This window comes from Pseudomonas sp. 44 R 15, from assembly GCF_900004965.1.
In the GTDB taxonomy this organism is placed as follows: Bacteria; Pseudomonadota; Gammaproteobacteria; order Pseudomonadales; family Pseudomonadaceae; genus Aquipseudomonas; species Aquipseudomonas orientalis_A.
This window is the reverse complement of record NZ_CVTU01000119.1, coordinates 34142-46199: the sequence shown is the minus strand read 5'-3', so window position 1 is coordinate 46199 and position 12058 is coordinate 34142. Positions and strand designations below refer to the sequence as shown.

The 12058-nt window shown below is 60.8% G+C and carries 8 protein-coding genes; 6 read left to right on the top strand and 2 right to left on the bottom strand.

Going from position 1 to position 12058, the window contains the following annotated elements:
• The first annotated feature begins 91 nt into the window (after positions 1-91).
• From BFP93_RS25455 to BFP93_RS25440, 4 genes are all read left to right on the top strand, one after another.
• Positions 92-4933 carry a hypothetical protein gene (locus BFP93_RS25455; protein WP_065895378.1) on the top strand — a complete coding sequence of 1614 codons (4842 nt, stop codon included), beginning with the start codon at positions 92-94 and terminating at the stop codon, positions 4931-4933.
• Between the two features lie 54 nt (positions 4934-4987).
• Positions 4988-5206: a DUF2970 domain-containing protein gene (locus BFP93_RS25450; RefSeq protein ID WP_065885258.1), complete on the top strand. Its 219-nt coding sequence runs from the start codon at positions 4988-4990 to the stop codon at positions 5204-5206.
• Between the two features lie 384 nt (positions 5207-5590).
• Positions 5591-7249: a nitrite/sulfite reductase gene (locus BFP93_RS25445; RefSeq protein ID WP_046072328.1), complete on the top strand. Its 1659-nt coding sequence runs from the start codon at positions 5591-5593 to the stop codon at positions 7247-7249.
• Positions 7233-7727, top strand: coding sequence for a DUF934 domain-containing protein (locus tag BFP93_RS25440; RefSeq protein ID WP_065885257.1), 495 nt, complete (start codon positions 7233-7235; stop codon positions 7725-7727). Before BFP93_RS25445 ends, BFP93_RS25440 begins: the two co-directional genes overlap by 17 nt.
• Before the next feature lie 103 nt (positions 7728-7830).
• Here the strand turns inward: BFP93_RS25440 and BFP93_RS25435 are convergent, their stop codons facing one another.
• A complete protein-coding gene (locus BFP93_RS25435; RefSeq protein WP_065895377.1) occupies positions 7831-8238 on the bottom strand; it encodes a MerR family transcriptional regulator in 408 nt (135 codons plus the stop codon).
• Between the two features lie 71 nt (positions 8239-8309).
• Between BFP93_RS25435 and BFP93_RS25430 the strand changes: the two genes are divergently transcribed.
• Both BFP93_RS25430 and poxB read left to right on the top strand, forming a co-directional pair.
• On the top strand, positions 8310-9542 hold the full coding sequence (locus tag BFP93_RS25430; protein WP_065895376.1) for an NADH:flavin oxidoreductase/NADH oxidase family protein: 1233 nt from the start codon (positions 8310-8312) through the stop codon (positions 9540-9542).
• A 78-nt stretch (positions 9543-9620) separates the two neighbouring features.
• Positions 9621-11345: a ubiquinone-dependent pyruvate dehydrogenase gene (poxB, locus tag BFP93_RS25425; protein WP_065895375.1), complete on the top strand. Its 1725-nt coding sequence runs from the start codon at positions 9621-9623 to the stop codon at positions 11343-11345.
• 51 nt (positions 11346-11396) lie between these two features.
• Here the strand turns inward: poxB and BFP93_RS25420 are convergent, their stop codons facing one another.
• Positions 11397-11954, bottom strand: a complete 558-nt coding sequence (locus BFP93_RS25420) for an NADPH-dependent FMN reductase (protein WP_065885255.1) — start codon at positions 11952-11954, stop codon at positions 11397-11399.
• Positions 11955-12058: the final 104 nt, after the last annotated feature.

Below are 12058 nucleotides of genomic sequence, written 5' to 3'. Positions count from 1 at the left end.
CGCGGTATCCGAATACCGCACCGGCAATGGCGAAAGTCGATTTCCTAATGGTGTCTCCATCATCGACCTCAGGACAGGAAAGGACTTTGCCATGCCCCCTCCAAACACCCCCACGCCTCTGAGCCAATTACCTGCCCAGGCAGTCCATCAACGTTTCGCCACACGCCCGGCCTTGTACTCAGTGGTCTTCAATGCGCTGCGCAGCCGCATTCTGGAGCGCTACCCCTCCCTGGAGCTGGACTTGCTCAGGGTCAAGCTGGCCAGTCCAACCCCCTCCGGCACTTATACCTACCGACCGCTGATGGAGGTCGCTATCGCGCAGGTACTGGACCCGCAGCTGCTTGACTGGCGCTCAAAACGCGAGCTGCCGTACTACTTGACGCAACTGCCACCGGCAATCCTCAAGCCGGCAGCGCTGCCCCTCATCGACATGCAGGTCATCGCAGGCATCATCGACCAAGTGCGAGCTTCGCTCTACCTGCATTTTCAGCATGACCTGGCTGATTACTGGAGCGCCATCGACAGCCACGGCCGCAGTCGCTGGCAATGGCTGAGCGAGTTTCTCAACGGCCAGATGACTGCCGCAGCGGCCGGTCAATCAAGCCTGAACAAAGACCAACAGGACATGCTGACCGCCGTCGCCACCTGGCCGGTGCGCGTTGAACGCCTGCCCCACGCCACACCCACCACCCATGTCTATTTCATTGAAAGCACACTGTCCAAAGGCGCAGAAGAAACCCGCCTGCTGAGCCCGGACCTGCTGTTGATACGTGATCAAAACGTTCTGCTGCAAAGCGTGGACGGCGTGATCGAGGCGTTTGCCTCAATCGATGACTTCAGTGACGCCTGGGGCGCCAGGATGCAGCGCCAGTTCCAGTTCGACCAGCTCACCTGGAAACGCAACGAACCTGATGGCAACGTGTTCGAACAACAGGCCGGCCTGATCCTCAATCAGCAGTTGGAAGACCTCGCCACCCTGACGTTCCAGGGCCAGGACGAAAAAACCCTTGAGCGGCGCCTGGACACGCTCACGGACCCGGCGGTTCTCTTTACCCAGGTCAAGACACCTGCCGCCCCGTTGCTGCAGAAGATAATCGACCAATTGCCCGAATGGCTCACGCAAGCCAGCGCCGACGACCGTTTTGCCTACCATCGGCACCAACAGGACATGGCAAGGGTGCTGCGACAAAACCAGGGGCGCTCGTTCAACGAGGGCATTGAAAACATCCACAGCTTCAGCCGCGCTGCATTGCGCAAGCAGATGCAAACCGATCATGGCGACTTCGACCCCGACGAGGTGGTACTGGACTTCGCCGTGGCGGCCGGCTATCCAGGAGGCGCCGGCATTATCGACCATGTGCAAATGTCGCTGACGCAACTGGCGCTGAAGAACCTGGCCGGCAAACCCAAGGGCACCCTGAAGATCTCAGCCAAAGGCGCCGAGGCGCTGCCGACCTGGCTCGACGAAGATTACCTGTTGGGCAGTACCGGGTTGATCCAGCGTGTCGACATAGGCAGTACCTATCCACACACCATCAAAGACCTGCTGCTGTCCGACAGCGCCGACGCGCGGCGCCGGGAAACGCTGTTTACCCGCGAACTCAAGGTCAAGCTGCCGATGCAGGCGCTGGAATACAAGATCCGACAGCAGCACGGCGTCACCGTGACGGGTTATCGCTATGTGAAGGCATTGATGGGCGAGATGCCCTCGGACCGGCTCGTCGATGGACAGGAGATCGTCCTGCGCCCCTTGGCCTTGTGCCGCAAGAGCGGTGCCCAGCCCGATGAAGTCAACAACGTCTTTATTATCGAAACCAAAGGCGCCAGTGCGGGCCCGCACCTGCTGTATCGGCCGCTGTATATCGACTGCCTGCATGAATACCCGACACGTCCGGCGCTGCTGGACGCACTGGCCGCACCGGGCGAGCTGCAAGACAGCGTGCTGACCTGGCTGAGCGACAGGGCTCGCCCCATCTACGCCAACGGCGGTTTCAGAGAACCGCACATCATTCGCTTCCTGCCCGGGGATGAGTTCAGCCCTCCCCGGCAACCTGTGCCCGCAAGCCTGGCGGTCGATGAAGGCGCTGGAGAGTGGCTTCAATCACAGGTCAACGGCCAGTTGTTGAACCACCTGTACGGCAGCACCGCACGCGCACTGGTCGACCTGGCTGATCGCGAGTCGGTTTCCAACGGCGAGAGCCGCTGGGCCATCGTGATGGAAGGCGCGTGGCTGCTGTTCAATACATTGCTGTTGCCGCTGGTGCAGGGCCCCGCCATGTTGGTGGGTTGGTTCATGGTGCTGGTCGCCAGCCTGGAGCAGGACCTGGCAGGTTTGGACAGCGACGACCCAACGACCCGCGAACTGGCGTTGATCGACCTGTTGCTCAATACCGCAATGGTGCTGCTGCATGCCGCCACACCCGCCGGCAGGCCTCGACAGGCGCTGCCGGAACCCATCGCAGAAGACCGCGCCCGGCACCTGGCGCGCTGGCGTCGGCCTGCCGGCCTGCCCCTGCCGTCAGGCGCTGCGGTGGTTCGCCATGGCGCAGTGGCGATGCCAGGCGAACCGCCGGCAACGGGCCACACCACCCTGGACTTCACCCGTTCGCTGGCCAGCCCCCAGGCAAGCGCGAAGTTGCTCAAGGCGTTGCTCGACATACAGGTGCCCTGGCCCGAGTCACTGCCAACGGCTCAGGCAAGCGGCCCGCTCATGGGGCTCTACCGTATCGGCAATCTCTGGCACGCCAGCGTCGGCGGCCTGTTGTTCCAGGTCAGCGTGGTGCCCGGTTTCGGCGAGGTGTACCTGGTGCACCCACAGCATCCGCAACACCCCGGCTTCAAACTGATCAGCGACGGCCGAGGGCATTGGCGGCTGGATCGACACGCCAGGCTGGAAGGCGGTATGCCCAGAGAGCGGTTGAGTCAATGGCAAAGAAAACGCAACGAACAATTGGAGGCGCTGAACTCAGGATTGGCAGCCCTCAATATTGAAGCGAATGCATTGGCGCCACACGCGCAACAGTTCAACGACGCCGTGAAAAAAGCCCAGGATCAACTGACAATCCACAAGCAAGCCTTGAGAGAAGACTGGCAAAGGCTTGGCAGCCCCACATTACTTCCCGCACTGCGCCCAAGAATCGCCGACCGTCATCAGCAAAGGCAGAATTCGACGGCAAGCGCCACCACCGCTTGGCGCATCGCATTCGACAACTACCAGGAAAACACGCAAGCGTATATTTCCACGCAGGAAAAGTCCTTGAGCATGGCCAAAGAGCTGCTGGAACTGGACAGAACGCAGACTCAATACAAGTCGCTACGAGATATCGCGACCGAGAACATTCACAGTCACTTGTTGTTTTCTTATTCGTGCCTGCACCAAAAAATCAAAAACACGCTGGAAACCGCTCGCGGCGAAAGCCTCGCTGAACTACTGCTGCGGGTCGACAGAGAACTGCCCGACCACATCACAGGCGCCTACGAGGCGTTCATCAGCGGTGCGACGCAGCGACTGGAAGCGCTCAAGGAAATGTTCACAATCGCCGAAAAAGTTGAAGCCATACTGCAACAGGCCAGTCCGGTATTGAGAGATCAACTCACGGGCAAAATCACGTCCGGCAACACGATTTCTTCGGCCATCATTGAACAGCATATCCTGTTAGCGTTTGTCGAGTTGATAGTCGATCGCTCTCTTGACACCGGCAACCCGCAGGAGCGGCCTTTCCTCACAGTACTCACCGATCGCCAAGCGACTACCGCCATCCTCACTCACACCGAAATACAAGCCACAAGTGGTTACTCACCGACCGAACAAATTGACGTACTCAAGGGTGCACTCCAGCAGTACGGTCGACTGGAAAATGCCGTCAACTCGTTAGCTGAAATGAGTTCACGGCTTGTGCGAGAGCCGTATCGGGCCCCCTTTCTGGAACAGTTCGGCGTGGCCCGCACGGCAGTGGAAGCGCAACTGGCCCAGTTGATCCTGTCTGAAGAAGGCTTTGCCCCCAGGCAACCCCCCAACCGGGCGGTGCGGCAGAGACCCACCAGTCGAAGGGTTATCAAGACCCGTAACAGGGAGACACTGGTGGGTGACTTGCGCCCGAGTGAGCCCGGTGTAGAGGGCAACTTCATCGACATCAAGGACCCGCTCACCGGGCAAACCGTCGCCACTTACCATGAACACGTCAATGAAGGCGTCTGGAACGTCGTCGAGCAAGCGCTGCCGGCCCCGAGGCCCGCCGCACCTGCGAGCCGCACGTTAAAGGCGATCAAAGCGCAGGCAAAAATCGTCAGGGACGAGCGGGCAGGTATCGATTCAAGCATTCGCTTCCAACAACGCAAGCTTCAGGAGCCCGGCCGACGCGAGAGCCTCGACCCCTACGACTGGGATGTGATGCTGAGCCAGCATGCCGCGAAGTTTGAAACGCTTGCAGAGGAACTCCTGCGTGACCACGCCGCCAACGCAGAGGCTGTCACCCTGCGCGATGCTTATCTGGCGCAAGCCAATGCCGCCATGCTACAAGCCCGCGAGGCGTGCGCCGCAGGGTATAAATTGCAGCGCCCGAAAGCTGCCAATGTCGCCTATTTGTGGAAACACGGTTTTGTCGATATCAACCTGCGACGCGAGCGCTTTCGACTGCTGGCCGGTGACTATCTCACTGAGTACGCGATCCGCGACACGGACAAAATCCGCGCCGCAATGCCGCTCGAAGACGCCGACCTGTGGTACGCCCACTTCCATTACCCGGCCATCGACACATCGCCTCTGGAACCCACTTTCGGCCATCTGAAAACCAAGGCAGAGCGCCGGTTTACGCGCCGCGAACTGATCGAACAGGCGCGTGCCGACAACCGCGCAGTGGTCAATCTGGATAAAGCCGAGATCAAAGCCCCGTTGGACCGAGAGTTGTTCCTCGGACTGGAGGTCCTGGCGTGAGATAGCCAAGGGATTGTCTATGCTCTGTAGGACAACCTGACTGACGAGGGCGATATGGACGATCCCATCGATAACAAACCACCCACCTTCTGGCAGATGCTGCACAGCGTGGTCGCGGCGGCGTTCGGTGTGCAGAGCGGCAAGAACCGCGCCCGCGATTTCACCCACGGCAAGCCCAGCCATTTTGTAGGGCTGGGCATTCTGTTCACGCTGGTATTTGCCTTGACCTTGTTCGGTATCGTCAAGCTGGTGCTGCACTTCGCCGGGGTGTGATGCAGCGGCCACGTGCAGCGCGGTCAACGCCCCCTGTTCACTGGTGGCTGACCCAGAACACGGCGGTTCCGACCACCAGGATGATCAGGAACAAAATCGCCCACGCATCCACGGTACTGTCAGGTTTACGCACTTTGGTGGAATTGCTCATCGCATCGCCTCTTGTCGGTTTTATAGGTGATTGCATCACGGCTCAACGACAGTAAAGATCATGATTGCCCGCATGACAAATGTGGGTATCGTGATAACGGTTCTCATTAGTCAGTTTGGTTATTTACATATACCCAAACATCACTTTTGCGCATATACGCAAACTGGTATCGTGCGCCGGCTCCGTTGGGAGTGCGCGGCCGTGCGCGCAGATTTGCCGAGAACAGGACCTATATGTACGTATACGACGAATACGATCAGCGCATCATCGAGGACCGCGTCAAGCAGTTCCGTGATCAGACCCGACGCTACTTAGCAGGTGAACTGAGCGAAGAAGAGTTCCGCCCTCTGCGCCTGCAAAATGGCCTTTATGTTCAGCGCTTTGCGCCGATGCTACGGGTGGCCGTGCCCTATGGCCAACTGACTTCGCGCCAGGCGCGGATGATGGCCAAAATTGCCCGCGACTTCGACAAAGGCTATGCCCACATCAGTACCCGCCAGAACGTGCAGTTCAACTGGCCGGCCCTGGAAGACGTGCCGGACATCCTGGCTGAACTGGCCACCGTGCAGATGCACGCCATTCAGACCAGCGGTAACTGCCTGCGCAACGTGACCACCGACCAGTTTGCCGGCGTCGCCGCCGACGAGTTGATCGACCCACGGCCCTGGTGCGAAATCGTCCGCCAGTGGACCACCTTCCACCCGGAATTCGCCTACCTGCCGCGCAAGTTCAAGATCGCCATCAATGGCTCGACCTCGGACCGCGCCGCCATCGAAGTGCACGATATCGGCCTTGAGCCGGTGCACAACGCTGCCGGCGAGCTGGGTTTCCGCGTGCTGGTCGGCGGTGGCCTGGGCCGTACGCCGGTGGTCGGTGCGTTCATCAACGAGTTCCTGCCGTGGCAGGACCTGTTGAGCTACCTCGATGCCATCCTGCGGGTCTACAACCGCTATGGTCGTCGTGACAACAAATACAAGGCCCGGATCAAGATCCTGGTCAAGGCGCTGACCCCTGAGGTATTCGCCCAGAAGGTCGACGCCGAGATGGAACACCTGCGCGGCGGCCAGACCACCCTGACCGAAGCCGAAGTGCATCGCGTCGCCAAGCACTTCGTCGACCCTGAGTACAAGGCTTTGGCCAACCAGGACGCCGAGCTGGCGGCACTCGACCAACAGCATCCGGGCTTTGCCCGCTGGCGTACGCGCAACACCCTGGCGCACAAGAAGCCGGGCTATGTGGCGGTGACCCTGTCGCTCAAGCCCACCGGTGTGGCCCCTGGCGATATCACCGACAAGCAGTTGGATGCCGTCGCCGACCTGGCCGAGCGCTACAGCTTCGGCCAACTGCGCACGTCCCACGAGCAGAACATCATTCTTGCGGATGTCGAGCAGAGCCAGCTGTTCACCCTGTGGGGCGAGCTGCGCGAAGGTGGTTTTGCCACGCCGAACATCGGCCTGTTGACCGATATCATCTGCTGCCCGGGCGGCGATTTCTGCTCCCTGGCCAACGCCAAGTCGATCCCGATTGCCGAATCGATCCAGCGCCGTTTCGACGACCTGGACTACCTGTTCGACATCGGCGAGCTGGACCTGAACATTTCCGGTTGCATGAACGCCTGTGGTCACCACCACGTCGGCCACATCGGCATCCTGGGCGTGGACAAGAAAGGCGAAGAATTCTACCAAGTGTCCCTGGGTGGCAGCGCCAGCCGCGATGCGAGCCTGGGCAAGATCCTCGGCCCATCCTTCGCCCAGGAAGCCATGCCCGAGGTGATCGGCAAGCTGATCGACGTCTACATCGAACAGCGCACCGAAGATGAGCGTTTCATCGACACCTACCAGCGCATCGGCATCGACCTGTTCAAGGAGCGCGTCTATGCAGCGAATCATTAAGAACAACGAAGTCCTCGACGAAACCTGGCACCTGCTGCCCAAGGACGCGAGCTTCGACGGCATCTCCAACTGCGACGACCTGATCGTGCCGTTGGCCCTGTGGCGCGAACACGGCCACGCCCTCAAGGCCCGCGACGGCGGCCTGGGCGTGTGGCTGGATGCCGATGAAGAAGCCGAAGAAATCGGTGAAGACGTCGAGCATTTCCAGGTCATCGCCCTGAACTTCCCGGCCTTCACCGACGGGCGCAACTACTCCAACGCACGCCTGCTGCGTGAACGTTATGGGTACAAAGGCGAATTGCGCGCGATTGGCGATGTGCTGCGCGACCAGTTGTTCTACCTGCGCCGTTGCGGGTTCGATGCCTTCGCCTTGCGCGCCGACAAAGACCCGTACGAAGCGCTGGAAAGCCTCAAGGACTTTTCGGTGACCTACCAGGCGGCAACGGACGAGCCGCTACCGCTGTTCCGCCGCCGCTGAGTCCCAACTGTAGGAGCGAGCTTGCTCGCGAAAAACCTCAACGATAACGCGTGCGTCCTGAATGAACGCGGCGCCTGTGAGTTTTTCGCGAGCAAGCTCGCTCCTACAAGGATGGCAGCTTGATCGAGGCCAGCACCTGCTTCTGCCCCATGGAGCAAGGCACGCCTTCCGGCTGCGCCCGTACCGCCTCGATCACGCCCAATAATTGCGCCTTGTTGTGAGCCAACTGCGCCTGCATCACCTCGATCTGAGCCACCTTGCGCTCCAATGCCTCGATCAACTCATCACGCTTGTGCTCCCCCGGCGCGGGCATCAACGCTTTGAGTTCCTGCAAGGTAAAGCCGGCCTGCTGCGCACTCTGGATCAATTGCAGCGTCTGCAGCGCCTCAGGGGCATAGCGCCGATAACCATTGGCCTGGCGTCCGACCTGACTGATCAACCCCTCAGCCTCATAAAAGCGGATGCGTGACGCCGCCAACCCGCTCTGTTTTGCCAGTTCACCGATATTCATCGAAACGTCCGCTTGACATTAAAGTTAACTTTAAGCTTAGCCTGAGGCCTCCCCCGCTCAGGAGTCAACGCATGTCACCTTTTGAAGCTTTGCAACTGCCCAACGGCCAGGTTATTTCCAACCGCATCGCCAAGGCGGCGATGGAAGAAAACATGGCTGATCTGAATCAGGCACCCTCCCGCGAATTGAAGCAGTTGTACAAGACCTGGGCCGAGGGTGAACCCGGCCTGCTGCTCACCGGCAACGTCATGATCGACCGCCGCGCCATGACCGGCCCCGGTGGCGTTGCGCTGGAAAACGAGCAACACCTGGACAGCTTCCGCGAATGGGCCGATGTAGCGCGGGCCAAGGGCGTGCACTTCTGGGTGCAGCTCAGCCATCCGGGGCGCCAGACCATGGCCAACCTGGGCCAACAGGCACTGGCGCCGTCTGCCATCGCGCTGGACCTGGGCAGCTTTTCCAGGATGTTCGCCACGCCCAGGGCCATGACCGAAGACGACATCCAGGACGTGATCCAACGCTTCGCCACCAGCGCCCGCCTGGCCGAGAAAGCCGGGTTCACCGGGGTACAGATCCACGGTGCCCACGGTTACCTGCTGAGTCAGTTTCTCTCACCCTTGAGCAACCATCGCACCGACCGCTGGGGCGGTTCACTGGAGAACCGCGCACGCCTGCTGCTCGAGGTGATCCACGCCGTGCGCGCCAGCGTCAGCCCATCCTTTTGCGTGGCGGTAAAACTCAACTCCGCCGACTTCCAACGCGGCGGTTTCGATGCCGCCGACGCACGTGCCGTGGTCGAACTGCTCAACCCGCTGCCCATCGACCTGCTGGAATTGTCCGGCGGCAGCTACGAAGCGCCGGCCATGCAAGGCGAAGCACGGGACGGCCGTACCCTGGCCCGTGAGGCGTACTTCCTGGAGTTCGCCAAGGAACTGGCCACGATCGCCAGGATGCCGTTGATGGTCACCGGCGGTATTCGCCGCCTGCCCGTCGTGCAACACGTGCTCGACAGCGGCATTGCCATGGCCGGCATCGCCACCGCCCTGACCCTGGAGCCGCAACTGATCAAACACTGGCGCGAGGGCCGCGACCTCAACCCGCAGCTCAAACCCATCGACTGGAAACGCAAACCCTTGGCCGCCCTCGCCACCCTTGCCCTGGTGCGCGACCAGATGCGCCGCCTGAGCCGCGGGCGCCTGCCCAACGCCAAGGCCGCTCCGTGGCTGGCGCTGGTGTGTGACCAGTGGTTTACGGCCCGGCGTACGCGGCAGTACCGCGCGAGCATGACGCAATCTTCACATTAAACGCGGAGCATTCGCCGTGATTGAACTGTCCCCTACTGATCAGCAGTTTTTCAACCTCACTGACGATTGGAGTGCTTCATGGCGAAAATCAACCTGGCCCAGCAGTTGGCGACCACCCTTGAACAGGCGGGTATCAAGCGCATCTGGGGCCTGACCGGCGATAGTCTCAATGGGCTCACCGACGCCCTGCGCAGCATGGACAGCATCGAGTGGATGCATGTGCGCCACGAAGAAGTGGCCGCGTTCGCCGCCGGCGCCGAGGCCTCCGCCACCGGGGAGCTGACCGTGTGTGCCGGCAGTTGCGGGCCGGGCAACCTGCATTTGATCAATGGTCTGTTCGACTGCCATCGCAACCATGTGCCGGTACTGGCGATTGCTGCGCAGATTCCGTCCTCGGAGATCGGCCTGAATTATTTTCAGGAAACCCATCCCCAGGAACTGTTCAAGGAATGCAGCCATTTTATCGAGCTGGTGAGCAACCCCGAGCAGATGCCCCAGGTGCTGCATCGCGCCATGCGTTCGGCGATTCTCAATCGAGGCGTGGCGGTGGTGGTGATTCCGGGAGACGTGTCGTTGCTGGAGGTAGAAGACAAGCTCAAGCCATGGCCGGCGCTGCATGCACCGCGCACATTGCCGGCCGAGGCCGACTTGCAGCGCTTGAGCGATATGCTCCAGAGCAGCGAGAAAGTCACACTGCTGTGCGGCAGCGGTTGCGCCGGTGCCCATGACCAGGTAGTGGCGTTGGCCGACGCCCTCGGCGCGCCGGTGGTGCATGCGCTTCGCGGCAAGGAGCATGTGGAATGGGATAACCCATTCGATGTGGGCATGACCGGCCTGATCGGTTTCAGCTCCGGCTACCACGCGATGCTCGACTGCGACACGCTGATCATGCTCGGCACCGACTTTCCTTACCGTCAGTTCTATCCGACCGACGCCAGAATTATCCAGGTTGACCGTGACCCCCAGGCCCTGGGCCGACGCGCGACCCTGGACCTGGGCATCGCCGCCGATGTCAGTGAAACCATCGGCGCGCTGTTGCCGCGCCTGACCCGCAAGACCGATCGCAGCTTCCTCGAAACCTCCCTCAAGCATTACGAGAAAGCGCGCCAGGGCCTGGATGACCTGGCGCAACCGTCCAAGGCGGATCGACCGATCCACCCTCAATACGTAGCACGCCTGCTCAGCGAGCTGGCCGATGATGATGCGATTTTCACCGCCGATGTCGGTTCACCGACCGTATGGGCCGCGCGCTACCTGAAGATGAACGGCAAGCGCCGCCTGATCGGCTCGTTCAACCACGGCTCCATGGCCAACGCCATGCCCCAGGCCATCGGCGCGCAGGCGGCGTTCCCGGGTCGGCAGGTCATCTCGATGTCGGGTGACGGCGGTTTCACCATGTTGATGGGGGACTTCATTTCGCTGGCGCAATTGAACCTGCCCGTCAAAGTGATCGTGTTCAATAACGCATCACTGGGTTTCGTCGCCATGGAGATGAAGGCCGCAGGCTACCTGGACACGGGCACCGAGCTGAAAAACCCGGATTTCGCGGCCATGTCCAATGCCATGGGAATCCTGGGGATTCGCGTGGAGCAATCCGAAGACCTGGAGCCGGCCCTGCGCCAAGCGCTGGCCCACAACGGCCCGGTGCTGGTGGATGTAGTGACGGCCACCCAGGAGTTGGTGATGCCGCCGACGATCAAACTCGAACAGGCCAAGGGGTTCAGCCTGTATATGCTCAAGGCGGTAATGAGCGGGCGTGGCGATGAAGTGATCGAGCTGGCGCGCACCAACTGGCTGCGCTGATCCAACGGCGGGAGGGGCAAACCCCTCCCGCACCCGGACTCATGGTCCGATTCAGCCCTGTTGTTTTTCGACCCATTTGCCGAAGGCATCGATAAACGCCTGCAGGAACGGCCGGGTCTTTTCCGACAGCTTGCCGGCCTCATCGAACACGCTGCCCGCTCCGCCCAGGTAGGCTTCAGGCTGTTGCATGCACCACACATCAAGAAACACCAGGGACTGGCGCAGGTGATGGTTGGCACCAAAGCCACCAATGGCGCCTGGCGATACGCTGATGATCGCGCCGGGCTTGCCGCTCCAGGCACTCTGCCCATACGGACGGGACCCGACATCGATGGCATTCTTCAACGGCGCCGGCACGGAACGGTTGTATTCGGGCGTCACGAACAACACCGCGTCGGATGAACTCACCTGTTGACGGAAAGTGCTGTAGGCTTGCGGCGCGCCTGGCCCGTCTATGTCCTCGTTGTAGAGCGGCAAATCGCCAATTTCAACAATGTTCAGCTTCAGGTTGGCCGGCGCCAGCTCGGCCAGTGCCAAGGCGACTTTGCGGTTGATCGAGTCTTTTCTCAAGCTGCCAACCAGGACGGCAATCGTGTAGACCTTGCTCATTGAGGTTTCCCGACGTCTGACTAAAGGAGCCTGTAGTTATAAAGATTTCATCGCGCGTGCACCAGCGGGTTTTGAGAATGCCGCACACGTTGATGCGCAATCCC

Bases quoted from the DNA above. Each gene is read 5' to 3' on its own strand.
- BFP93_RS25455 (WP_065895378.1), top strand. From the start codon at position 92: ATGCCCCCTCCAAACACCCCCACGCCTCTGAGCCAATTACCTGCCCAG.
- BFP93_RS25450 (WP_065885258.1), top strand. From the start codon at position 4,988: ATGGACGATCCCATCGATAACAAACCACCCACCTTCTGGCAGATGCTG.
- BFP93_RS25445 (WP_046072328.1), top strand. From the start codon at position 5,591: ATGTACGTATACGACGAATACGATCAGCGCATCATCGAGGACCGCGTC.
- BFP93_RS25440 (WP_065885257.1), top strand. From the start codon at position 7,233: ATGCAGCGAATCATTAAGAACAACGAAGTCCTCGACGAAACCTGGCAC.
- BFP93_RS25435 (WP_065895377.1), bottom strand. From the start codon at position 8,238: ATGAATATCGGTGAACTGGCAAAACAGAGCGGGTTGGCGGCGTCACGC.
- BFP93_RS25430 (WP_065895376.1), top strand. From the start codon at position 8,310: ATGTCACCTTTTGAAGCTTTGCAACTGCCCAACGGCCAGGTTATTTCC.
- poxB (WP_065895375.1), top strand. From the start codon at position 9,621: ATGGCGAAAATCAACCTGGCCCAGCAGTTGGCGACCACCCTTGAACAG.
- BFP93_RS25420 (WP_065885255.1), bottom strand. From the start codon at position 11,954: ATGAGCAAGGTCTACACGATTGCCGTCCTGGTTGGCAGCTTGAGAAAA.